General features: G+C 60.1%; 22 protein-coding genes, 3 tRNA genes and 1 riboswitch. Of the genes, 5 read left to right on the top strand and 20 right to left on the bottom strand.

What is annotated here, in order from left to right:
* Positions 1-82: 82 nt before the first annotated feature.
* On the bottom strand, positions 83-1,180 hold the full coding sequence (mltA, locus tag ABTW00_RS04630; protein WP_065358098.1) for a murein transglycosylase A: 1,098 nt from the start codon (positions 1,178-1,180) through the stop codon (positions 83-85).
* Between the two features lie 208 nt (positions 1,181-1,388).
* Here mltA and ABTW00_RS04625 point away from each other — a divergent pair.
* The 3 genes from ABTW00_RS04625 to ABTW00_RS04615 all read left to right on the top strand — a co-directional run bounded on the left by ABTW00_RS04625 (position 1,389) and on the right by ABTW00_RS04615 (position 1,711).
* A tRNA-Met gene (locus ABTW00_RS04625) sits at positions 1,389-1,465 on the top strand.
* A 48-nt stretch (positions 1,466-1,513) separates the two neighbouring features.
* Positions 1,514-1,590, top strand: a tRNA-Met gene (locus ABTW00_RS04620).
* A 44-nt stretch (positions 1,591-1,634) separates the two neighbouring features.
* A tRNA-Met gene (locus tag ABTW00_RS04615) sits at positions 1,635-1,711 on the top strand.
* Positions 1,712-1,794: 83 nt separating this feature from the next.
* Here ABTW00_RS04615 and ABTW00_RS04610 read toward each other — a convergent pair.
* From ABTW00_RS04610 to ABTW00_RS04530, 17 genes are read right to left on the bottom strand one after another with little or no spacing between them, the layout of a single operon-like run.
* Complete coding sequence (locus ABTW00_RS04610; protein WP_433639159.1) at positions 1,795-3,312, bottom strand: cobyric acid synthase; 1,518 nt, start codon at positions 3,310-3,312, stop codon at positions 1,795-1,797.
* Entirely contained in the window at positions 3,309-4,115 is an 807-nt protein-coding gene (locus ABTW00_RS04605) for an energy-coupling factor ABC transporter ATP-binding protein (protein WP_433639157.1), read from the bottom strand. Before ABTW00_RS04605 ends, ABTW00_RS04610 begins: the two co-directional genes overlap by 4 nt.
* Before the next feature lie 8 nt (positions 4,116-4,123).
* Complete coding sequence (locus tag ABTW00_RS04600; RefSeq protein WP_433640930.1) at positions 4,124-4,801, bottom strand: energy-coupling factor ABC transporter transmembrane protein; 678 nt, start codon at positions 4,799-4,801, stop codon at positions 4,124-4,126.
* A complete protein-coding gene (locus tag ABTW00_RS04595; protein WP_064543034.1) occupies positions 4,788-5,069 on the bottom strand; it encodes an energy-coupling factor ABC transporter substrate-binding protein in 282 nt (93 codons plus the stop codon). Before ABTW00_RS04595 ends, ABTW00_RS04600 begins: the two co-directional genes overlap by 14 nt.
* A 1-nt stretch (position 5,070) precedes the next feature.
* Positions 5,071-5,808, bottom strand: a complete 738-nt coding sequence (gene cbiM / locus ABTW00_RS04590; RefSeq protein ID WP_433639154.1) for a cobalt ECF transporter S component CbiM — start codon at positions 5,806-5,808, stop codon at positions 5,071-5,073.
* Positions 5,805-6,518, bottom strand: coding sequence for a cobalt-factor II C(20)-methyltransferase (locus ABTW00_RS04585; RefSeq protein WP_433639152.1), 714 nt, complete (start codon positions 6,516-6,518; stop codon positions 5,805-5,807). The genes cbiM and ABTW00_RS04585 overlap by 4 nt, the downstream gene beginning before the upstream one ends.
* Complete coding sequence (cbiK, locus tag ABTW00_RS04580) at positions 6,515-7,294, bottom strand: sirohydrochlorin cobaltochelatase (protein ID WP_064543028.1); 780 nt, start codon at positions 7,292-7,294, stop codon at positions 6,515-6,517. The genes ABTW00_RS04585 and cbiK overlap by 4 nt, the downstream gene beginning before the upstream one ends.
* The gene (locus tag ABTW00_RS04575) at positions 7,291-8,091 is read right to left on the bottom strand and encodes a cobalt-precorrin-6A reductase (protein WP_433639148.1); all 801 of its coding nucleotides are present in this window, start codon (positions 8,089-8,091) and stop codon (positions 7,291-7,293) included. Before ABTW00_RS04575 ends, cbiK begins: the two co-directional genes overlap by 4 nt.
* Positions 8,088-8,813 (bottom strand): precorrin-3B C(17)-methyltransferase, encoded by a 726-nt coding sequence (locus tag ABTW00_RS04570; RefSeq protein ID WP_065358106.1) that lies wholly within the window; start codon positions 8,811-8,813, stop codon positions 8,088-8,090. The genes ABTW00_RS04575 and ABTW00_RS04570 overlap by 4 nt, the downstream gene beginning before the upstream one ends.
* On the bottom strand, positions 8,813-9,868 hold the full coding sequence (cbiG, locus tag ABTW00_RS04565; protein ID WP_433639144.1) for a cobalt-precorrin 5A hydrolase: 1,056 nt from the start codon (positions 9,866-9,868) through the stop codon (positions 8,813-8,815). Before cbiG ends, ABTW00_RS04570 begins: the two co-directional genes overlap by 1 nt.
* Positions 9,849-10,622, bottom strand: a complete 774-nt coding sequence (locus tag ABTW00_RS04560) for a cobalt-precorrin-4 methyltransferase (RefSeq protein WP_433639142.1) — start codon at positions 10,620-10,622, stop codon at positions 9,849-9,851. The genes cbiG and ABTW00_RS04560 overlap by 20 nt, the downstream gene beginning before the upstream one ends.
* Positions 10,615-11,184 carry a decarboxylating cobalt-precorrin-6B (C(15))-methyltransferase gene (locus ABTW00_RS04555; RefSeq protein WP_433639140.1) on the bottom strand — a complete coding sequence of 190 codons (570 nt, stop codon included), beginning with the start codon at positions 11,182-11,184 and terminating at the stop codon, positions 10,615-10,617. Before ABTW00_RS04555 ends, ABTW00_RS04560 begins: the two co-directional genes overlap by 8 nt.
* Positions 11,174-11,779, bottom strand: a complete 606-nt coding sequence (locus ABTW00_RS04550; RefSeq protein WP_433639138.1) for a cobalt-precorrin-7 (C(5))-methyltransferase — start codon at positions 11,777-11,779, stop codon at positions 11,174-11,176. Before ABTW00_RS04550 ends, ABTW00_RS04555 begins: the two co-directional genes overlap by 11 nt.
* Positions 11,773-12,912: a cobalt-precorrin-5B (C(1))-methyltransferase CbiD gene (gene cbiD / locus ABTW00_RS04545; protein WP_433639135.1), complete on the bottom strand. Its 1,140-nt coding sequence runs from the start codon at positions 12,910-12,912 to the stop codon at positions 11,773-11,775. Before cbiD ends, ABTW00_RS04550 begins: the two co-directional genes overlap by 7 nt.
* Positions 12,909-13,544: a cobalt-precorrin-8 methylmutase gene (locus tag ABTW00_RS04540; RefSeq protein ID WP_065358112.1), complete on the bottom strand. Its 636-nt coding sequence runs from the start codon at positions 13,542-13,544 to the stop codon at positions 12,909-12,911. Before ABTW00_RS04540 ends, cbiD begins: the two co-directional genes overlap by 4 nt.
* A 10-nt stretch (positions 13,545-13,554) precedes the next feature.
* On the bottom strand, positions 13,555-14,514 hold the full coding sequence (gene cbiB / locus ABTW00_RS04535; protein ID WP_433639132.1) for an adenosylcobinamide-phosphate synthase CbiB: 960 nt from the start codon (positions 14,512-14,514) through the stop codon (positions 13,555-13,557).
* On the bottom strand, positions 14,511-15,884 hold the full coding sequence (locus ABTW00_RS04530; protein ID WP_433639130.1) for a cobyrinate a,c-diamide synthase: 1,374 nt from the start codon (positions 15,882-15,884) through the stop codon (positions 14,511-14,513). Before ABTW00_RS04530 ends, cbiB begins: the two co-directional genes overlap by 4 nt.
* A 96-nt stretch (positions 15,885-15,980) precedes the next feature.
* Positions 15,981-16,156: riboswitch (cobalamin riboswitch) on the bottom strand.
* 134 nt (positions 16,157-16,290) lie between these two features.
* Between ABTW00_RS04530 and ABTW00_RS04525 the strand changes: the two genes are divergently transcribed.
* Positions 16,291-17,160, top strand: a complete 870-nt coding sequence (locus ABTW00_RS04525; RefSeq protein WP_433639128.1) for an L-threonine kinase — start codon at positions 16,291-16,293, stop codon at positions 17,158-17,160.
* On the opposite strand, the gene cobD is transcribed toward ABTW00_RS04525, so the two are convergent.
* Both cobD and amiC read right to left on the bottom strand, forming a co-directional pair.
* Entirely contained in the window at positions 17,145-18,221 is a 1,077-nt protein-coding gene (gene cobD, locus ABTW00_RS04520; protein ID WP_433639125.1) for a threonine-phosphate decarboxylase CobD, read from the bottom strand. The two genes, ABTW00_RS04525 and cobD, sit on opposite strands and share 16 nt — an antisense overlap.
* Before the next feature lie 6 nt (positions 18,222-18,227).
* Positions 18,228-19,478 carry an N-acetylmuramoyl-L-alanine amidase AmiC gene (gene amiC / locus ABTW00_RS04515; RefSeq protein ID WP_064543004.1) on the bottom strand — a complete coding sequence of 417 codons (1,251 nt, stop codon included), beginning with the start codon at positions 19,476-19,478 and terminating at the stop codon, positions 18,228-18,230.
* A 229-nt stretch (positions 19,479-19,707) separates the two neighbouring features.
* On the opposite strand from amiC, the gene argA reads away from it, so the two are divergent.
* Positions 19,708-21,039 carry an amino-acid N-acetyltransferase gene (argA, locus tag ABTW00_RS04510; protein ID WP_064543002.1) on the top strand — a complete coding sequence of 444 codons (1,332 nt, stop codon included), beginning with the start codon at positions 19,708-19,710 and terminating at the stop codon, positions 21,037-21,039.
* The last annotated feature ends 712 nt before the right edge of the window (positions 21,040-21,751 follow it).

The raw sequence follows: 21,751 nt of genomic DNA, 5'->3' as shown, positions 1-21,751 counted from the left end.
CCTGAGCGCATTTCATTGCCGGATGGCGCTTCGCTTATCCGGCCTACGCGCTAATGTGTAGGCCGGATACGCCATCGGGCCACTAGCCGCTAAATACGTTACCCGCGCTGCCGGATGACTTCAGCACCCACACGCGTCCGTAGTGATTATACCAGCCAGCACGGTGTCCGGCATCCGGGCCGATGCCCTGATAGATGTCGAAGTGCTGGCCTTTAATCGCGCCGCCGACATCCAGCGCCACCATCAGACGTAGCTCGTACTGACCGTTAAATTTACCGTTATTGTCCAACTGCGGCACTTCCGCCAGCAGCGTGGTACCCGGCGGGATCACGTTACGGTCTGCCGCCACCGACGCACGCCCTACCAGCGGCACGGCGCTGGCGCCTTTCACCGGGGCGAAAGACTGTGGTTTAAAGAAGACAAATGACGGATTCTGCTCCAGCAGTTCGCGAACTTCCGCTTCGCTGTGGGTTTCGCCCCAGTGGCGAATGGCCTGCATCGACATATCTTCGCGCTTCACTTCCCCGCGATCGATCAGTACCTTGCCAATACTCTTATAGGCCCAGCCGTTTTTCCCGGCATAGCTAAAGAAGTTCAGCGGCGAGCCGTCGCCAAAATCAATGTAGCCGCTGCCCTGCACATCCATGATGAAGTTATCCATCAGCGAATTGCTGTAGGCAAGAATATAAGCATCGCTCAGCTGGCCTGCGTAAATACCGGCGCGGGAAGGCAGCTTGCCGCGCTTTGGCGGCATCCGGTAAATCGGATACTGGAATTCGCCCTGACGCGTATGACGCGCTTCCACCACCGGCGTGTAGTAGCCGGTAAACTGCACGTTGCCGTAGTTGTCGGTCCCTTCCATCTGCCAGGCATCGATACCGTACTGGCGCAGGGTACGGGTATCGCCGCCGGAAAGCAGCCACTGCTGCACGGCGTTGTATACGTTGCTCTGATTGCCATACAGACGCGGCGAAGCGCTACGGATATGGCCCACCTGCTGCGCGAAGTCGCCCGCGTTGATCGGCGCGCCGACGGCATCAGGCTGATTGACTAAAGAGAAAGGCTGGGTGAATTTCCCGTCTTTATACTGTTGACCGCGATCGGTCGGTTTTGACGAACAGGCGGCCAGCATTGCCAGCATTGCCCCCGTTGCCACATATTTTACCCAACGTCCTTTCATGGTGTTTTGTATTCCGCATAATCGAAAGTGCCCGCTGAAGATAACAAACCGCCAGGGGTATTGAAATGCGATTGCGCTGCCCCGTCATAATTTCGAACAAAAAACGTTCAGATTGTGCCTAATACGCACAACTCATAAAAAAATGAGAGCTTTATATCAAAAATGGGTTGCAACAAATGCTCAGCAGAGTATAGTGCGCATCCACGGACGCGGGGTGGAGCAGCCTGGTAGCTCGTCGGGCTCATAACCCGAAGGTCGTCAGTTCAAATCTGGCCCCCGCAACCAATTAAAATCAGAAGCAGTAACGTTACTCGATGGAAGAGTAATGACGGACGCGGGGTGGAGCAGCCTGGTAGCTCGTCGGGCTCATAACCCGAAGGTCGTCGGTTCAAATCCGGCCCCCGCAACCAATTAAAATCTGATGCAAGTTTACTCGATGAAGAGTAAAGACGGACGCGGGGTGGAGCAGCCTGGTAGCTCGTCGGGCTCATAACCCGAAGGTCGTCGGTTCAAATCCGGCCCCCGCAACCAATTAAAATGACACCCATCAGGGTGTTTTTTTTGCCTGTTATCCAGCGAAAGTACGCCATCCTCACGAATGGCGCGCCGCTTCCCTACCCTTCTTTATGCTCACGCATAATCGTATAAATCTTTTCAAGATCAATATGCTGCCGCATCGCCGCTGCCAGAATGTCGAACTGCTGCATCTTATACTCCGCATACTGAAAATCATTATCCCGTGCCGGTAAGCCTTTGCGTTCACGCAGCCCATTGACCAGCGCACGCGTAAAGGTGTCGCTATCGAACAGGCCGTGCAGATAGGTGCCAAACGCCAGTCCGTCCGCGCTGACCGCGCCATCCGCATGATGCTGGCCGTTTTTACACAGCTGCATTAACGGCAGCGCGTTGCCCGCCAGCGCCGTCTCACCCATATGAATTTCATAGCCCTGCAGCGCCATACCGGACACCGCCGCCAGCCAGCCCGGCAGCGCGGCGTTGAGCGTTGCCGTGGCCCGCGTGGTGGTTTTCTGCGGTGCAAAACGCGTGACGGTATTGAGCAGCCCCAATCCGGGCAGCGTACCCAACCCGGATTCCACGTCATCTATCAACGTATCGCCGAGCATCTGATAGCCGCCGCAAATGCCCAGTACCGGCACACGCTGATGCTGCGCCTGGAGAATCCCGTGCGCCAGCCCGCTATCCTGCAGCCACAACAGATCGCCCAACGTGTTTTTACTGCCCGGCAGAATAATCAGGTCCGCACCCGCCAGCTCTTGCGCATGGCGCACGTAGCGTACTCGTACGTCCGGCTGGGCGGCCAGCGCGTTGAAGTCGGTAAAGTTAGAGATATGCGGCAGCTGCACCACGGCAATATCCACATCACGCTCGCCCGCGCTGCGGTACTTGCCCTTTTGCAGAGCGACGCCGTCCTCATCTTCCAGATCGACCTCCAGCCACGGCATCACGCCCAGCACCGGTACGCCGGTCAGCGCTTCGATTTGCGTAATGCCGGAATGCAGCAGCGCCACATCGCCACGAAACTTATTGATGATCACGCCCTTCACCCGCGCCCGTTCGTCGTCGCGCAGCAGCGCCAGCGTGCCGTAGATAGCGGCGAAAACGCCGCCACGATCGATGTCCGCCACCAGAACCACCGGGCACTGCGCCATCTCCGCCATGCCCATATTGACGATATCGCGGTCGCGCAGGTTGATCTCCGCCGGGCTCCCCGCACCTTCCAGCACCAGCACGTCATACTCGCTCGCCAGACTGCGATAGACGCTGAGGATCTGCTCACGCAGACGCGGTTTGTAGTCGTGATAGCTGACGGCGTCCATATTGCTCGCCACTTCGCCCATCAGCACAATCTGCGCTTTGCGGTCGCTGGTTGGCTTGAGCAGAATCGGGTTCATCCGCACGTCCGGGGCAATACCTGCGGCTTCCGCCTGAAAAATCTGCGCCCGCCCCATCTCTTTGCCGTCCGGGGTAATCCCGGAGTTGAGCGCCATATTCTGCGATTTGAACGGCGCGGTGCGCAGGCCATCCTGATAAAAAATCCGGCACAGCCCCGCCACCAGCATACTTTTGCCGACGTCAGAGGCGGTGCCTTGTAACATAATGGCCTGGGTCATCTCGTTCCTTTTTCACGCATGCGGCGAAAAAACTCCGCCTCGGTTTTACACAGCGGCAGCCCAAGCTCCGTGTGCAGCTTTACCAGCCACGGCTGGCTCAACCCCGCCTGTTCCATCAACTCACGCTGGGCAAATACCTTGCCGGGAGCGCCCTGCGCCAGCACTTCACCACAGCGCAACACATACACCGCGTCGCTGACTTCATAAATCAAATCGATATCGTGGCTGGAAATTACCACATGATTGCCCTGCGCGACGATACGCTTGATGATATCCATCATCTGCGCGCGTCCGGACGGGTCCAGCCCTGCTGTCGGTTCATCCAGCAGCAGGTAGCGCGCTTTCAGCACCAGCGCACCGGCAATCGCCACGCGCTTTTTCTGCCCGTGGCTCAGGCATTGAATCGGCTGCTGGCGAAAATGTTGGGCGTCGACCAGCGTAAGCGCATCGTCAACACGCCGTGCGATCTCATCCTCCGCCACGCCGATATTGCGTAGGCTAAAGGCGATATCGCTGTCGATATCGGTATAGAAAATCTGCTGTTCCGGGTCCTGAAACACCGTCGCCACCTGCTGGCGCAGCGCCAGCAGCCCGCGTTTACTGTAGTCCAGCGGCTTACCCTGCCACAGCACCGCCCCCTGCTGCGGACGCAGCAGCCCGCTGAGATTCATAAACAGCGTCGATTTCCCGCACCCGTTGGCTCCCACCAGCCCGGTGACGGCCTGGCAAGAAAAATCCAGCGTTAACCCTTTGAGAATGAGCGCGTCCTGATAGCGAAATTCCAGGTCAGAGGTGGCAAGCATGGCGTTCCTTAAAGATGAAAATCACCCTGATACAGTTTGATATCCAGCACGGTGCTCATCTGCTGATAGCGCATCAGCACCCGCGTAAACAGCAGGCTCACCAGCATCGCCAGCGAGCGATAGCCAAGACGGACATTGCGGTAGCCAAAGCGCAGCGTCTGCGCCCGGTGAATGGCCATGGCTTCGTCAATCAGGATAAAGATAAAGCGCCAGGTCAGCAGAATCTGCTCGGTAAGCAGACGCGGCACCCGCGCCCGCTTCAGCAGCACAATCAGCTGCGGAAATGGCAGGTTCAGCACCAGCCAGAAAGTGGCTGAGAGTGCGGCGAGGCTGCGCCAGAAGGTCGCATTGGCGGTCGCGACTCCCTGTGCCGTAATCCCCAGCCAGTACGGCCCAATCGGCACGCCCGCCAGCAGCGTCTGCGGATCGCGGCTGATGCTGAAGACAATCGTCAGTACGCCGACCGCCAGGAATCCCAGCGGCAGCGCCATCCAGCGGCACCAGCGCCACGGCGAGATACGCAGCAGCCAGCAGGTGAACGCCGCGGTCATCACCATCAGCAGCGCCTGCCACAACGGCGGCAGGCTGAAGGCCAGCACCATCAACAACAGCCAGAACAGGAACTTACGCTCGGGTGCGATGTGAAACCAACGGCTCTGGTAGCTTAGCCTGTCAAGACCGGTCATCACGACGCTGACGCCCTTTGTAATAGCCGAGAATATAGAAAATCACCGCCGCGCCGAGCGAGCCCTGTAGGGTAAACAGCAGGCTTTCGATTTCCCCGCTCGCCGGTTCATACAGCGGCTGGAACCACGGCTGGTAATCCGGCGCAATAGCCTGAATCTGGCTTTCGGCCTCGCCGTCGGAACCGCCGTATTCGCCGCCGTGGTTGATGAAGAACGGCAGGATCATCAGCGCTATTACCAGCGCCAACAGGATCAACGTCTTTTTCATCTTAATGCCCTCGCGCCGGGATCAGCTGCCGTTTGGTCAGTTGGTCGTAGATCATTACCGTCAACAGCCCTTCCGCGATGGCGATCGGAATCTGCGTCAGGCAAAAGATCGCCATAAACTTCAGGCTCGATCCGACAGCACCCGCCTGCGGATCCGGGAAGGCGACACCCAGCTGTAGCGAGGTGACAAAGTAGGTGGCCAGATCCGCAAACATGGCGCAGAGAAAGACCGATACATCGCGACGGAACCCCGCCTTACGGGCCATTTTCCACACCAGATAGCCGACGATGGGGCCAATCACCGCCATCGACATGCCGTTCGCGCCGAGCGTCGTCAGGCCGCCGTGCGCCAGCAATAGCGCCTGGAACAACAGCACGATCGCGCCAAGAATGGCCACGACGCCCGGCCCGAACAGGATAACCGCCAGCCCAACGCCGGTCGGGTGCGAGCAGCTCCCGGTCACCGACGGGATCTTCAACGCTGAGAGTACAAAGATAAATGCCCCGCACAGCGCCAGCAGCACCTTCTGGTTGCTGTCCTCCTGCACGATGCGGCGCAGACGCACCAGCCCGTACCACAGGCACGGCAAAAACAGCAGCCACCAGGCCAGCGCCCACATCGGCGGCAGGAAGCCTTCCATGATGTGCATGGCAAAGGCTTCTTGCGGCACCACCAGCAGCAGTATCGCCGCCGCCAGTCCGCTGAGCGACAGTCGCTTCAGCTGTTGTTCCAGTTTCATTGTCCCGGCTCCCACTGTTTGTTCACCAGAATGGTGGAGAAATACGGCAGCGGCTGGTCGTCCGCAACCTCACCCAGATGCCGCCAGCACTGCTCGCCGGGCAGCGTGGCTTCGGCCATCAGCAGCGCGTGGTCCAGCAGCCCGGCTTTCGCCAGCAGCGCTTTGATGCGCGGAAAACGCCCGTAGACCTTCATCAGCACCAGGCTGTCGTGCTGCGCCAGCGCGCGTTCAATCTCGTCCTCCGGCGCGGTGCAGGCGACCACCGCCAGCGACTGTTGCTCCATCGCCAGCGGCGTTTTGCTGCGCGCGGCAATGGCGGCGAACGAGGTTACGCCGGGAACAATCTCCAGCCATTCCGGGCTGCCGATGCGCTGGAGTAAAAAGACCCAGGTGCTGAACAACATCGCATCGCCAAGGGTGATAAAGCCGACGGTTTTCCCGGCTTCCACTTCGCGCACCAGCGCCGCCGAAACGTCGTCCCACACCGCCTCTTTTTCGGCGCTGTCTGCGCTCATCGGGAAGTGACAGCAGCGCACCTCGGTCTGCTCGCCGAGATACTCGCGCACGATAGAGAGCGCCAGGCTGTCGCCGCCTTTGCGCCCCGCCGGGGCGTAGAGGATATCCAGCGAGCCCAGAATGCGCGCCGCGCGTACGGTAATCAGGTCAGACGCGCCCGGACCGGTGCTCAGAGCATACAGTTTGCCGCTCATGCTGCCTCCAGAGACTGCTGCAGATGCTCAACAAACATGGCGCGTACCACCGGGTTTTCACCCAGCCCGCACAACCACGGTGTCGCCGGAATGCCTGCGGCGTTAAACCGTGTCTTCCACGAATCCTCTTCGTCGGAGGCCATGTCGTTAATCGCATGGTCACCCGCCACCAGCATCAGCGGCATCAGGTGTACGGCGCTGACGCCCTCTTGGCTCATACTCTCAATCAGTACGTCCACTTCCGGGTAGCTCTCCACCGCGCCAACCCGCGCCGGAAAGCGCTGGGCGGTCATCATATGGTCGAGGCAGGCGTAGGCGGCAAAGGCGTGATGGCTGGCACCGTGGCCCATAAACACCACCTTTTCGTTGGCGTTGAGCGCGGGCATCTGTTGGGCGAGCGCGTCCATCAGGCGCACGTAGTCGTCATGCCTGCTCAGCAGCGGCGTCCCGAGGGTCAGGCGTTTGAACAGCGGGCGCAGGCTCTGCACTTCACGGGCGATTTTTTCGTATTCGTCGCCGTTGATGATGTGCAGCGACTGTACCGCCACATCGTCATAGCCGAGGTCCGCGAGTTTTTGCAGCGCCTCAAGCGGGGTATCGGTTTCAATACCATCGCGGGCTTTCAGCTTGCGGATGATCATCCCCGAGGTAAAAGCGCGGAACAGGTCACGGTCGGGGCAGCTTGCCGCCAGCTCGCGTTCGCAGGCGACAATATTCTTCTCGCAGGTGTCATGGTAGCTGGTACCAAAACTCACCACCAGTAGGGCTTTTTTCATGCTTGATTCCTTTTGTCGGCGGCCAGCCAGCGCGCTAAGCGCTCGGCAAAGGCGGGCTGACTTTCCAGTAGTTCGTCGCCGGACACCAGCGGTGCCGGGCGGGTAATCACGATGCAGGGAAGCCCGGCATCCAGGCACGGCTGCACCTTTTCCTGATAGCCGCCTTCCGCGCCGGAGGCTTTGGTCACCACTACGTCGGCGCGGCAGTGTCGGTAAAACGCGGCGTTAAACTCGGCGCTGAACGGCGCGCAGATAGCAAAAATCTCGCCCACGCCAAAGCCGAGGTCCGCGCACTGCTGTACCACGTTCGGCACCGGCAGCACGCGGGCCAGCAGCGTTTTTTCCGGCAGCCCGGCGCGCCATAGCGCCAGGTCTTTGCTGCCGGTGGTCAGCAGCACGCGCTGGCCCAGCGGTTTAATCCGCTCACAGGCTTCATCAATGCTGGTGACGTAGTGCAGCAGCGGGTGCGTCAGTTCATCCCGTTGATCCGGGCGCTGGTAGCGGCTCAGCAGCACGCCCGCTTCCGTACAGGCATCCAGCACGTTGCGGCTGACCGCTTCGGCATACGGATGCGACGCATCAATCACCCAGCGCGTGTCATGTTCACGAAGCCAGGCCACCATCTCCGATTTTTCCAGACGACCGCAGCGCACCTGCCCCTGAATATCCCCCGCCAGCGCTTCGCCGGTGGGCGTGGCGACCGAGACGGTGTATTGCACGTTTGCCGCATCCAGTAGCTGGCAAATCGCCCGCGCATCGCTGGTACCGCCCACCACCAGAACCTCCCCGAAACTCACAGCACGTAGCCTCGCGGAGTAATCATCAGCCCGTCCTGGACGTAGGTGGTTTTGTTGCCGACGATGACCAGGCTGGTCATATCCACCGGTTCAAAGTCCATCGCGCCGAGCGTCGTGAGCCATTTTTCCTGCTTTTTACGCCCGGCGGATTTCACCACGCCTACCGGTGTGTCGGCGCTTTTAACGGCGGAAAGCAGTTCAAAGGCGCGCGCCAGATGCCCTTCACGGCCCCGGCTGCGCGGGTTATAGAAGCAGATAACGAAGTCGGCTTCCCCGGCGGCGATAATGCGTTTTTCAATCACCGGCCACGGCGTCAGCAGGTCGCTCAGGCTGATATGGCAGAAGTCATGCATCAGCGGCGCGCCCAGCAGCGAGGCGGCGGCAATGCTGGCGGTCATCCCCGGAATCAGGCGCACCTCCACGTCGAGCTTCTGTTTACTGACCAGCTCAAGCACCAGCCCTGCCATGCCGTAGATGCCCGCGTCGCCGCTGCTGATTAGCGCCACGTTGTGCCCGGCCTGCGCCAGTTCAATCGCCGCCTGGCAGCGTTCAATCTCTTTGCACATCCCGGTTTTGATCACCTGCTTGTCGCCGGTAAAAGCCTTCACCAGATGGGTGTAAGTTTTATAGCCGACAACGATTTCCGCCGCCTGTAGCGCTTCAACGGCCTCCATGGTCATCATCGCCTGCGAACCCGGGCCAATTCCGATTACGCTTAACATCAGTGTGTTACTCCCAAAGTAATGGTGACGCCCTGTTCACGCAGGGTCTCGCCTAATAGATTTCCGTTGCTCATCCGCCACGCTGCCGGACCTGAAACGCTGCCCACGCCGACCGTCTGCTTCACAAACCGCGACGAGGGAAAACGGTGTTCGTGTTCGCGCAGGGCGTCCACGCTGAACACGTCAAATGGCACGTCAAGGTCGCTTGCCAGCTGAATCAGCCCCAGTTCGTCCTGCTTGAGGGCGATGCTGCCGATAGCCTTCAGAGCCAGCGGGTCTACCTCCTGACACGCAAGCTGACGATGCAACAACTCGCCGAGCAGCGTGCAAGGCGTGCCGCGTCGGCAGCCAATGCCTGCCACAATGCGTCGTGGCACCAGTTTCCAGTGCGGCAACGCCAGTTCAGGCAGCGTAGCGCGCAGGGTGATGCACACCAGCGCATCCAGCTCAGGCAGCGCGTTAAGGTCGCTGACGGTAATAAACCCGCGTCGGTCGCAGCGGCTGATCTCATCGGCGAGCATGTCGTCCCACCACAGCCCCACGCGCTGCTGGCTGACCAGCATCTGGTTAACGGTTTTCACCGCCGCGCGAAAGTCGTGCATCCGCGCGTTAAGCTGGCAGGCCAGCGTATCCAGCGCCGCCACGTCGTTAACGTCGGTGGCGGTGGTGATAACCGGGTCGACACCGAGAATGCCCGCCAGATGCCGGGCGAGGTTGTTCGCCCCGCCGATATGCCCGGAAAGCAGGCTGATGACGTGCTGACCGCGCTCGTCAATCACCACCACCGCCGGATCATGGAATTTATCTATCAGCAGCGGCGCGAGCGTGCGTACCGCAATCCCGGTCGCACCGATAAAAATCAGCGCCGTATCGCGATGAAACGCCTGCCCGACGCTCGCCGCGAAGCCGCCGTCAAACGGCAGGAATCCCGGTTCCACCAGCCCTTCGCGGGTATAACAGTTCATCGGCAGCGCGGCGCTCAGCCGTTTCGCCAACGCCACGCCGCCGGGGGTCAGGCAAAAGAGCGCAATGCGCTCAGGCTTTGCGGTATTCATGGCTAAAGTCTGCGGCGTAGAGACGCGAGTAGTGGTACTCCTCGCCGAGGAAATCCCCGACCAGGATCAGCGCGGTTTTACGGATATCGGCGTCGCGGACCTTGTCGGCGATATCCACAAGCGTACCGCGTACGGTCTGGCTCTCGGGCCAGGTGGCTTTGTAAATCACCGCCACCGGCGTAGTCGCCGGGTAGCCACCGTCAATCAACCGCTCGGCAACTTTATTAATGCGCTGCACCGAGAGGTAAATCGCCATCGAGGTGCGATGCTGGGCAAAAGACTCCAGCTGTTCGCGCTCCGGTACCGGGGTGCGCCCTTCCAGGCGGGTGATGATGAGGCTCTGCGACACTTCCGGCACCGTATACTCCACGCCCAGCTCCGCCGCCGCGCCGAGAAACGCGCTCACACCCGGTACCACCTGCCAGTGAATGCCGCGACGGGTCAGCTCTTCGCCCTGCTCGCGCACCGAGCCGTACAGCGACACGTCGCCGGTTTGCAGGCGGACCACCGTTTTACCGGCCTTCACGCCGGCTTCCATCAGGTCGAGAATCTGTTCCAGATGCAGTTCGGCGCTATCGTGACACTCGGCCTCAGCCGGGCAGTAGCTCAGCAGTTCGGGGTTAATCAGCGAACCGGCGTAAATCACCACCTGCGCCTGTTGTAGCAAACGGTAGCCCTTCAGGGTGATCAGCTCGCGGTCGCCCGGCCCGGCGCCAACAAACCAGACACAGCGTGAATCAAAGGCATCACTCATGGATTTCCTCCTTCTGACAGGCAATGACAAAAACGGGGTTATGCGGTTTGAAGTAGTGACCGCTACCAAGCGCGGTGAGCGTGGATACGTTCAGCTGCTGGCAGTCAATCGCCGTCACGTCCGCCTGCTGGAGGTGCTCAAGGGCGAAATGCAGGTTTTCCTGCAGAATAAAGGTCATCACCAGCCGTCCGCCGGGGCGCAGATGATGCAGCGACCAGTCAATCAGCGCGGTAAGGTGACCGCCGCTGCCACCCATAAAAATCGCGTCGGCACGTTCGACGCTGACGTCAGGGGCTTCACCGGCAATAATCGACACGTTACCGCAGGCAAAGCGTTGGCAGTTTTCTGCCAGCAGACGCAACGCCGCCGGGTTGCGTTCAATCGCCGTGACCGCCAGCGTCGGATGTTGCAACGCGGCTTCAATCGACACGCTGCCGGTCCCCGCGCCGATATCAATCAGGTGGCTGGCCCAGTGCAGCTCTAGTTTTGAGAGCGCCAGTGCGCGTACCGCCTCCTTGGTCATCGGCACTTTTTCGCCGCGTAAAAACAGCTCATCTTTCATCGAGGATCACCACCGTGTTCATCTCATAGTCGTTGTGGACTGCGCTCACCGGCAGCCAGTGAATGCGCTCGTTGTCCAGCGCCAGATTTTCGCCAATCACCATCCAACGATGGCCCTTACCGCGAGCGACCAGCGCGGCGGCTATCTCTTTGGGCCCGCAACGCGTATCGGTCACCATCGCCACCTTGCGATGCACGGCGAGCGTGTCGAAGCACACTTCGCGCCCGTGGCTGCTGGTCAGCCACATGTCGTTCATATCGATGCCCGCCCGCGCACACAGGTACTGCACCGCGCTGACGCCGGGGATCACCCTCACGTTGTCGCGGCCAAAGTGGGCAATCAGCCGCGTGCCGATGCCGTAAAACAGCGGGTCGCCGGAGGCCAGCACCACCACGTTCTGTGCCTGCCGTGCCGCAATCCACGCCAGCACCCGGGGAATATTGGCGCCCAGCGCGCAGCGTTCGCCGCCAAACTCAGGAAACTGCGCCAGATGGCGCACGCCGCCGACCAGCGCATCGGCCTGCTTTACGGCATCTGCTGCCAGCGGCGTCATCAGCTGTACGCCCGCCGGGCCCATTCCGACGACGGTTAACATCGCATGTCCCTTACGATCTCACTGACCGAACGATTGCTGCCGAGTGTCTGGTTATCAAAGGCGAACATGATGGCATCGCAGATGGGCGGGTTTTGCGTGAAGCGCAGCCGCTCCAGCACGCGCTGACAGATGCGTTCGGCCAAGTGGTTGTAGATTGTCTGGAAGCCGTAAGCGTCGATGTGCTCCATGGCCGCTTCGGTGGTGTCGCACTCGCTCACCTGGGTAAGCAGTTCAAGCGGCGCGCCGAGCAGCGCCAGATGGGCCACCAGCGTTTCCATGCGCCCGTCGGCGATATGGCTGTGGGTGTGGAAAATCCCGGCGGCAATTTTGATAAGCTTGCCGGGGTGACCAACCAGCACAATCTGGCGGAAGCCAAGGCGCACCGACTCTTCAATCATGTAGCCGACGAAGTTGCTCATGGTGACCACCCCCTGTGGGTCAATGCCCATCTGTTCGCGCACGAAGCGCTCGCCGTGGTTGCCCGGCACCAGCACCACCCGTTCAAGCCCGGCGGCGCGCTTCATTTCCAGCTCCAGCGCCAGCGAGCGCTTCCAGCTCTCTTCCGACATCGGCGTGACGATGCCGGTGGTGCCGATAATCGAGATCCCGCCCAGAATACCCAGCCGTGAGTTATAGGTTTTCTTCGCCCGCTCTTCGCCTTCCGGGGCAAAAATTTCCACTTCTGCGCCGCGCGCCGGGCCGATGGCCTCACGGACGGCGGTTTCGATGGTATGGCGCGGGGTGCGGTTAATCGCCGCGCTGCCGATGGGTAGCCCGATACCTTTGCGGGTGACGGTGCCGACGCCCTCGCCGCCGCGCAGGGTAATCTCGCCGCTGTCGTTGACGGTCACGCGGGCAAAAATCAGCATTCCGTGGGTGGCGTCGATATCATCGCCGCCGTCTTTGCGGATGGCGGCAATACCCTGCAGGCCTTCGACGTGCGGTGATTCGACGTTCAGGTTTAGCGTCACGCCCGACGGCGTGACAATTGACACCTGGTGAATCAGGTGCTGACGCATCACCATCAGCGCGGCGACTTTCGCCGCCGCCGTAGCGCAGGAGCCGGTGGTGTAGCCTTTGCGCAGCGCTTTGCCGTTATGCCATACCGGGGCATCGAAGGCGGATTCGCTCATCGCGCCCCCTGCAGGTGATAGAGAATGGCGTTGACGATCGCCGCCGCGACGTTGCTGCCGCCTTTACGCCCCAGCGCGGCGATGCCCGGCAGGCTGCTTTTACTCAGCGCCTCTTTCGACTCTGCCGCGCCGACAAACCCGACCGGCACGCCAATCACCCCGCTGACGTCCAGCTCTGTATGCTCCAGCAGACGGAATAGCGCGGTGGGCGCATTGCCGAAGACGAACACTTTGTCGCCTTCTTCTTTGGCGGCAATATCCACCGCCGCCATCGAGCGGGTGATGCCCTGCGCTTTGGCTTCGCGCACCACGCGCGGGTCGCTGATGTAACAGCGGCACTCGCCGCCGAAGGTCGCCAGCAGATTTTTATTGATGCCGGAGAGCGCCATGGTGGTGTCGGTGTACAGCGTGCACGGGCGGCTGAGCGCCTCGCTCAGCCGGGTTAAGGCATCCGGCGCGAACCACAGAATATCCAGCCACTCAAAGTCGGCGGTGGTGTGGATCACCCGTTTGATAATCGCCTCGTGCAGCGGGCTGGCAAAGCGATACGTCGGGCGCATGTCGGCGATAATCTCGCTGATTATCTCGAAGCTTTTGCGCTCAATCGCTTGCGGTTGCTGGATATAGTTCATGCCGTTCTCCTCAGGCCGCGCCCACTAGCCAGTACCTGACCGCCATAAACAGCAGCAGGGCCAGCGTGGAGGCCACCCACATCAGTCGTATCGTTCGGGAAATGTCATCGATGGCGATAGCGCGTCGGGCATCGCCGATCCACGGCTTCTCCACGCGCTGACCAAAATAGTCGTTTGGGCCGCCGAGCCGCACGCCCAGCGCCCCGGCGACGGCGGCTTCCGCCCACGCGCAGTTCGGGCTGCTGTGGTTGTAACGGTCACGCCAGCCAATGCGCAGCGCGCGCGGGCCGTCGTAGCGGCAAAGAAATGCGGCGATGCTAATCAGCAGCCAGCTCAAGCGAGCAGGAATAAAATTGGCGACATCATCGAGGCGGGCGCTGACCATACCGATAGCGCGGTACTTTTCATGTTTGTAGCCCACCATCGAATCGAGGGTGTTGACGGCTTTGTAGGCCATGGCCAGCGGCGCGCCGCCGAGCAGCAGGAAAAACAGCGGCGCGATAATGCCATCAACGGTGTTTTCCGCCACCGTCTCCACCACCGCGCGGTTAATCTGCTCCGGCTGGAGCTGTGAGGTATCGCGACCGACAATCCACGAGAGCTTAATTCGGCTTTCAGCCAGATCGTCGGCACGTAGCGGACGCTCGACGTCCTGCGCGGAACGGGCCAGGCAACGCCCGGCCAGCACGGTGAAAATCATCCATACCTCAACGCCCCAGCCCAACCCCGGGTGAATCAACGTCGCCAGATGCAGCACGCCCCAGGCGATGCCGTAGGTCAGCCCGACCACCGCCAGCCACATCACGCCGCCGCCGATACGCAGGGCGCGATCGCTGTGACAAGTACGGCGCACGACGCGCTGAACGAGATGAATCAGGTTGCCTATCCAGCGCACGGGATGCGGCCAACTCTGCGGATCGCCGATAATAACGTCGAGCAGCCATGCACAGCACCAGGCGAGCAGCGTCATAGAACGCTCCTTGCGGCGGCGAACCAGTGATTCAGCATGGCTGGATGCTGGGCGAAGTGAACGTGAAGATAGCTGGCAAACGTGTTGCCAAGCTGCCAGCCCCCCTGCCATTGCTGAAGCACGACGCCATCGCGAGTTTTTCGGCAGGCCATCGCCGCCGGGATTCGGGCGGTGAAGTCAGAGTAGTGGAACTCGTGACCGCGCAGCACTTCGCCGGGCGCGGCGAGCAGCGTTTGCTGCTCGGCCTGCGCTTCACAGTAACCAAAGCGGGTGAGACGTTTGCCCATTTTGCTGTCGCCGGGGAGAATGTTAGCCATGGCGTGCACCTCGCCCTGCGCATCTTCCAGCGTGCTGCCGAGATACATCAGGCCGCCGCATTCGGCGTAAATCGCCACGCCGCGCTCATGTGCCACCCGCAGCTGGGCCAGCATCGGCGCGTTGGCGGCAAGCGCTCGGGCGTGCAGTTCCGGGTAGCCGCCACCGAGCCAGATCATCTGGCAGTCGGGAAGTACCGCGTCATGCAATGGGCTAAAGCGGACAAGGGTCACCCCCGCGCGTTCCAGCAGCGCGAGATTATCCGGGTAGTAGAAATTGAACGCTTCATCATCCGCGACCGCGAGGGTTAGTCCCTCGCCGCTGGCCGGCATCGGTGGCCACTCGCCCGGCGGTAACCTGTTCAATACGCTCAGCTCCAGCAGACGATCGACATCCAGCGTCCGTTCCAGCGTCGCGGCGAAATCCTGCCATGGCTGGCCATCGATGAGCGCTTCCCGAGCGGTGACCAGACCAAGGTGACGTTCCGGCAGCGATACGCCTTCCGCACGCGGCACGTAGCCGAGCACCGGCAGGTCGCAGTAGCGTTCAATGGCGTTTTTCAGCAGTTGGAAGTGGCTATCGCTGTTGACGCGGTTGACGATAACGCCCGCAATATTGAGGCTCGGGTCGAAGTGCTGGAAGCCCATCACCGTGGCGGCAATGGAGGTCGAGACCGCTTTGCCGTCCACCAGCAAGATGACCGGGCAGCCCAGCTGTTTCGCCATCGCCGCGCTGCTGCAATAGTTGGGGTCGGTACCGTAACCATCGTAGAGGCCCATCACGCCTTCAATGACGGCAATATCGGCCTGCTGCATCTGTTCGCCGAACAGCGCGTTGAGCGTAGAAGGGGGAAGCATAAAGCCGTCGAGATTGCGGGACGCGACGCCACACAGCGCGGTGTGCCAGCCGGTGTCGAGATAGTCCGGGCCGACCTTGTAGGGCTGAACGCGCAGGCCACGCTGCTGAAGCAACGTTAGCAAGCCGAGCGTCACCGTGGTTTTACCACAGCCGCTGCCGGTGCCTGCGAGGATAAATGCGTGCTGCCTGGCTGCCATACCCTGACCCTATTCAGGGTGGTTCTCGGGTATAGCCGTGCGCACGCCCAGTCCGAAGACTGTACGACTCAAAGCAACCCACTTCCCACCGAAGTTGTTGTGAATGGCCAACAGGCAGGTCTTCTGGCTTAGCGTCATCCTCACCCGTCCTTCCCGATCCAGCGATCAGTGGTTTCTACGGGGTCGTCAGCATTACAGCAGCGGGGGCTGCGAGGGATTTACACCCTCTTCCCTGGCACATACTATGCCAAACCTGTTGGTTGCAGATTTATGCCGGCACATCGGCCCGCACAAAATAAAAAGCAGGTTACTCTAGCGCCGCGAAAGAAGGATTTCGTTGCGCTATGACAATACCGGCATATTTATTTACGGTAGTTATATTTCGTTTGGCAAGGCAAGGAAAATCATGAGCGTGGCGCGCTGTCCCGCCTCCGGTGGGGAACTGATTCAGGGCTGGATTCTCGGCAGCGAAAAGCTCGTCTCCTGCCCAATAGACTGGTATAGCACCGTGGAAGTGCGCGAGGGCGTGCCGCTCGTCAATGAGCGACCGCTGGCGCGGGCGATGGTTAATACGCTGCTGGCGCGCTGGGGCTATCCGCCGACGCTGAGCCAGACGCTGCGCATTGAGATTGACTCGACCATTCCCGTGGCGAAAGGGATGGCCAGCAGCACCGCTGACATTGCCGCCACTGCCGTCGCCACCGCGCATCATTTGGGACATTCACTCAGTGAATCTGAACTGGCAACGCTGTGCGTATCGCTGGAGCCGACGGACAGCACCCTGTTTCATGCGCTAACGCTTTTCGATCATCACCACGCACAAACCCAGATTGCCTGCGCCCCCGCCCCCCATTTTGATCTGCTGGTGCTGGAGAACCCGGTTCAGCTTCGCACCGCCGACTATCACCGCCTGCCGCGACGCCCGGCGCTGGAGGCCAACGCCGGGGTGCTGCAACAGGCATGGGATAAGGTACAAACCGCCTGCACGGGCAATAACCCCAGCCTGCTCGGCGAAGCGGCGACGCTCAGCGCTGTCGCGAGCCAGACTCTGCTGCCAAAGCCGGGTTTTACGGCGCTGCTTTCACTTGTCGAACGGTGTGGCCTGTACGGCCTGACGGTGGCGCACAGCGGCAGCGTAGTCGGGCTGATGCTCGACCGTCGCTATCACGATGTGGATTATCTGCACTGGGCACTGGCACAGCGCGACCTGGCGGCGCACTGGCCGCAGCGGCATCTGCTCGCGTCAGTGAATGGCGGGGTTCAGGCCAGCGCCTGACGCAGCGCCGTCAATAGCCGCTGGTTTTCTTCGCGGCTGCGAATCGCCACGCGGAAGTAGCGCCCGTCCAGCCCCGGATAGTTGGCGCAGCTGCGAATCAGAATCTGTTTTTCTAGCAGCGCGTACTGTAGCTCAACTTCCGGGCGTTCGCAGCGCAGGAAAAGGTAGTTCGCCCGCCCCGGATACACCTTCAGCCCCTCAATCTCGCCCAGCGCCCGGTAAAAATGCGCTCCCTCTTCAGCCAGCCAGCAGTGGGTAGCCCGCTGATAGTCGACATCAGTGAGAATGACCTCTGCGGCCAGCGCGGCAAAAGCATTGATTGACCACGGCATCTGCCGCTGACGCAGCCTGGCGACCGCTCGTTCATCGCTGTTCAGCAAATAGCCCAGCCGCAGGCCGGGAATGGCATAGAATTTGGTGAGCGATCGCAGCACCCAAACGTGCGGATACTGCGCCAGCCGTGGGATAAAGCCCGCTTCATCGGGAATAAAATCGAGAAAGGCTTCGTCGAGGACCAGCGCGATTTCCAGCGCGCGACAGCGCTCGGCGATTGCCGCCAGCAGCGCGTCATCCGGCAGCAGGCCGGTAGGGTTATTGGGCGTGCAAAGAAACAGGCAGTCCAGCCCGGCGGTCAGCGCCGGGAGAATACGGTCAGTCAGCTGCCAGTTGTCCTCTTCACGCAGGAAAAAGGTATCGATGGCGCAATCAACGGTTTCCAGCGCCCGACGATATTCGGCGAACCCGGGCGCAACCACCATCGCCCGGCGCGGACACAGCCCCTGAACGAGGGTAAAGATGGATTCGGTTTCGCCGTTGCCCGCCAGGATCCACGTTGCCGGAACACCATGGTGTTCCGCCAGCGCCCGATGCAGCTGCTGATACTCGACGTCAGGGTAACGTTCGGCGCAGCTGAGCTGGGCGACAATCGCCCGTTTTAAACTTTCAGGCATTCCCAGCGGGTTAATATTGGCGCTGAAATCCAGCAGTTGGTCGGCGGAAATCCCCATCAGCGCCGCCGCTTCACGGATATTGCCGCCGTGAGCGCTTTTCAGACGCGACACGCCCGGTTACCCGCGCCGCGCCAGCGTTGCGCCGTCGGCAAAGTAGGCCTTAATGCCAGCGAGGATCGACTCGGCCACTTCCTGCTGGAACTTCGCGGTTTTCAGCTTACGCTCTTCTTCAACGTTACTGATAAACGCCGTTTCGACGAGGATAGACGGAATATCCGGCGCTTTCAGCACCGCAAACCCGGCCTGCTCGACCTGATTTTTATGCAGGTTGTTAATCTGCCCCATCTTCTTGAGCACCGCTTTCCCAAATTTCAGGCTGTCGGCGATGGTCAGCGATTGCACCATATCGAACATGGTGTGGTCGACGTAGCGGTCGCCGCTTTTGCTGACGCCACCGATCAAGTCCGAGGCGTTCTGAGTCTGCGCGAGGTATTTCGCCGCCGTACTGGTGGCCCCCTTGGTAGAGAGCGCAAACACCGATGAGCCGCTCGGCTGACGGCTGGTAAAGGCATCCGCGTGAATAGAAACAAACAGGTCGGCGCGCTGTTTCTGGGCTTTGGCCACCCGCACCTTCAGCGGAATAAAGATATCTTCGTTGCGCGTCATGTAGGCCTTCATGTTGCCTTCTTTCTCAATCAGCGCGCGCAGGCGGCGGGCAATTTGCAGCACCACGTCTTTTTCCCGCGTCTTGTACAGCCCCACCGCGCCGGAGTCTTCGCCGCCGTGTCCGGGGTCAAGCATAATGACAATTGGCCGATCGCGACCGGCTTTCCCCGGCTGCGGCCCGCTCTGCGCCGGCGGCACCTGCTTTTCGAGACCGTCTTTGTTGTACTCTTCCAGCAGCGCCAGCAGCGGGTCCTGCACATCGTTCGCGTTAGCGGGGTAGAGATCCATCACCAGACGTTCTTTAAAGTTGGCAACCGGCGCGAGGGCAAACAGCTGCGGTTTGACGTCCTGCTTCAGCTCAAACACCATGCGCACGGTCTGCGGGTCGAACTGGCCGACACGCGCGGATTTAATAAACGGATCGTCGCCGCGAATCTGCGCCGCCATCCCTTTCAGCACCGAGTTGAGGTTCACCCCTTCAAGATCAACCACCAGGCGGTCGGGATTGCTCAACGCAAACTGCCGATACTTGAGCACGCGGTTGGACTCCACCGTAACGCGCGTGTAGCTGGACGCAGGCCAGATGCGGACGGCCACCACCTGACTGACGGCAGCGAAACCAACCTGACTGACACTTAGCAACCACATGGCGCCCGCCCCTTTTAACAGGCGGCGGCGACTCAAAGACTGACTTCCTGACATGCTCTATCCCAGGCAAAAAAAGACGATTTCAAATTAAGCAAAATATGATTGACCGAAAACTTTAACCAAAGGCGAATAAACTGTCATCTATAAAAGGGTAAACATTCGTTGGTTAAGCGAAATTTGGCGGAGATTTTTCCCATGTTTAGGCAAATTCCGGCTTGCGTTTAGCGCAAAAACAGAATAAAAATACACTTATTACGAATAATCATGCATTGAGGGTTGTGCCGTGGTGAAGGAACGTAGAACCGAACTGGTCGAGGGGTTTCGTCATTCAGTCCCCTATATTAACGCTCATCGGGGCAAGACGTTTGTCATCATGCTTGGCGGCGAAGCCATTGAGCATGAGAACTTTTCAAGCATTGTCAATGATATAGGGCTGCTGCATAGTCTGGGCATCCGCCTGGTGCTGGTCTACGGCGCGCGTCCGCAAATCGACGCCAATCTGGCCGAACATCAACATCAGCCAACCTATCATAAACACATTCGTGTCACCGATAGCAAAACCCTTGAACTGGTTAAACAGGCGGCGGGCCAGCTGCAGTTGGATATCACCGCGCGTCTGTCGATGAGCCTGAACAATACGCCGCTTCAGGGCGCACACATCAATGTGGTCAGCGGTAACTTTATCATCGCCCAGCCGCTGGGCGTGGATGACGGTATCGACTACTGCCACAGCGGGCGCATTCGTCGTATTGATGAAGAGGCGATCCACCGCCAGCTCGACAGCGGCGCTATTGTGCTGATGGGGCCGGTTGCCGTCTCCGTTACCGGCGAAAGTTTTAACCTGACTTCAGAAGAAATTGCCACTCAGTTGGCGATTAAGCTGAAGGCCGAGAAGATGATTGGCTTCTGCTCATCGCAGGGCGTTTACAATGAGGCCGGTGAAATCGTTCCTGAACTGTTCCCTAACGAAGCGCAGGCGCGCATCGAAGAGCTGGAGCAGGAAGGCGACTACCTTTCCGGTACCGCTCGCTTCCTGCGCGGCGCGGTGAAAGCCTGCCGCAGCGGCGTGCGTCGCAGCCACCTGATCAGCTATCAGGAAGACGGCGCGCTGTTGCAGGAATTGTTCTCACGCGACGGTATTGGTACGCAAATCGTGATGGAGAGCGCCGAGCAGATCCGCCGCGCCACCATTAACGATATTGGCGGTATTCTCGACCTGATTGCGCCGCTGGAGCAGCAGGGGATTCTGGTGCGTCGCTCACGCGAGCAGCTGGAGATGGAGATCGACAAGTTCACGATTATTCAACGTGATAACACCACCATCGCCTGTGCCGCGCTTTATCCGTTCCCGGAAGAGAAAATTGGCGAAATGGCCTGCGTGGCGGTGCATCCGGACTATCGCAGCTCTTCGCGCGGCGAAGTGCTCCTTGAGCGCATTACCGCGCAGGCGAAGCAAATGGGGCTGAATCATCTGTTTGTGCTGACCACCCGCAGTATTCACTGGTTCCAGGAGCGTGGGTTTAAGCCGGTTGATGTTGAGCTGCTGCCGGAGAGTAAAAAGCAGCTGTATAACTATCAGCGTCGTTCGAAGGTGCTGATGGCGGATTTAGTCTAGCAGCGCCGATCGGTCTCCGCGCCCTCTTCCCTTTTGAAGCTGTCTCTTATAATCCTTGACGACAGTTATCAGAAAGGGGGGAGGTGTATTTGGATTGATCACTCCGTTGCGCTCCTTTTCAGCTCTCGCCACATAAATTGTACGGGCGCAGGGAGCGCGCAAGGGGCGGCCAATCGCCACTGCGTGGTTCCCTCAGCTTATCCCTTCCGGCTTCGGGTCGGGCGCGAGTTCACATCCATGTGAACCACGCCCTCAGCCCACATCCATGTGGGCTGACCCGGCCTACAGGGAACGCCTCGGCGATTTAGACGCCACCAATACCAGTGCAGTCTTTTAGTTAACAGCAAAAACCAGAGCCACTGAAACCGATGAGTCCCCGCTGGAAATCGGCGAGCCGGAGAATGGAAGACAAGGTTAGGACGCCATGGATGGCGGACTGAGGCGAACCGAGACAGGACGTCGAGTTTCGCCGTGCCGCAGGCTGGAGTGCGTAGGTGAGCGTAGTGCGAAGCACCGATTTCCCCGCGGGGCCGCGGGGATTGTCAAGGGGGGCGCGGCCGCCCCCCTTGGCCCGTTCACCGGTGATAGAACGTCATATTCCACCCTACGTAAAGTGAACGGAATCCCTCTCCTTACTGACAGACATTCGGTCCTATCGCACGAATTTGTGTATAACAGACAGCTTTAAAGGTAAAGGGAGCACATTGTGCCC

Source organism: Kluyvera georgiana (assembly GCF_050990895.1).
Lineage (GTDB): Bacteria > Pseudomonadota > Gammaproteobacteria > Enterobacterales > Enterobacteriaceae > Kluyvera > Kluyvera georgiana.
Note: the sequence above shows the minus strand (reverse complement) of the source record. Positions and strands in the feature narration are given on the sequence as shown.

Coding starts and splice junctions, on each gene's coding strand:
- ABTW00_RS04585 (WP_433639152.1), bottom strand. CDS start 6,518: ATGAGCGGCAAACTGTATGCTCTGAGCACCGGTCCGGGCGCGTCTGAC.
- ABTW00_RS04595 (WP_064543034.1), bottom strand. CDS start 5,069: ATGAAAAAGACGTTGATCCTGTTGGCGCTGGTAATAGCGCTGATGATC.
- cbiB (WP_433639132.1), bottom strand. CDS start 14,514: ATGACGCTGCTCGCCTGGTGCTGTGCATGGCTGCTCGACGTTATTATC.
- ABTW00_RS04540 (WP_065358112.1), bottom strand. CDS start 13,544: ATGAACTATATCCAGCAACCGCAAGCGATTGAGCGCAAAAGCTTCGAG.
- ABTW00_RS04570 (WP_065358106.1), bottom strand. CDS start 8,813: ATGTTAAGCGTAATCGGAATTGGCCCGGGTTCGCAGGCGATGATGACC.
- cbiG (WP_433639144.1), bottom strand. CDS start 9,868: ATGAATACCGCAAAGCCTGAGCGCATTGCGCTCTTTTGCCTGACCCCC.
- ABTW00_RS04610 (WP_433639159.1), bottom strand. CDS start 3,312: ATGACCCAGGCCATTATGTTACAAGGCACCGCCTCTGACGTCGGCAAA.
- ABTW00_RS04560 (WP_433639142.1), bottom strand. CDS start 10,622: ATGAGTGATGCCTTTGATTCACGCTGTGTCTGGTTTGTTGGCGCCGGG.
- cbiD (WP_433639135.1), bottom strand. CDS start 12,912: ATGAGCGAATCCGCCTTCGATGCCCCGGTATGGCATAACGGCAAAGCG.
- cbiK (WP_064543028.1), bottom strand. CDS start 7,294: ATGAAAAAAGCCCTACTGGTGGTGAGTTTTGGTACCAGCTACCATGAC.
- ABTW00_RS04525 (WP_433639128.1), top strand. CDS start 16,291: ATGAGCGTGGCGCGCTGTCCCGCCTCCGGTGGGGAACTGATTCAGGGC.
- mltA (WP_065358098.1), bottom strand. CDS start 1,180: ATGAAAGGACGTTGGGTAAAATATGTGGCAACGGGGGCAATGCTGGCA.
- amiC (WP_064543004.1), bottom strand. CDS start 19,478: ATGTCAGGAAGTCAGTCTTTGAGTCGCCGCCGCCTGTTAAAAGGGGCG.
- cbiM (WP_433639154.1), bottom strand. CDS start 5,808: ATGAAACTGGAACAACAGCTGAAGCGACTGTCGCTCAGCGGACTGGCG.
- ABTW00_RS04530 (WP_433639130.1), bottom strand. CDS start 15,884: ATGGCAGCCAGGCAGCACGCATTTATCCTCGCAGGCACCGGCAGCGGC.
- ABTW00_RS04550 (WP_433639138.1), bottom strand. CDS start 11,779: ATGTTAACCGTCGTCGGAATGGGCCCGGCGGGCGTACAGCTGATGACG.
- ABTW00_RS04600 (WP_433640930.1), bottom strand. CDS start 4,801: ATGACCGGTCTTGACAGGCTAAGCTACCAGAGCCGTTGGTTTCACATC.
- ABTW00_RS04605 (WP_433639157.1), bottom strand. CDS start 4,115: ATGCTTGCCACCTCTGACCTGGAATTTCGCTATCAGGACGCGCTCATT.
- ABTW00_RS04555 (WP_433639140.1), bottom strand. CDS start 11,184: ATGAAAGATGAGCTGTTTTTACGCGGCGAAAAAGTGCCGATGACCAAG.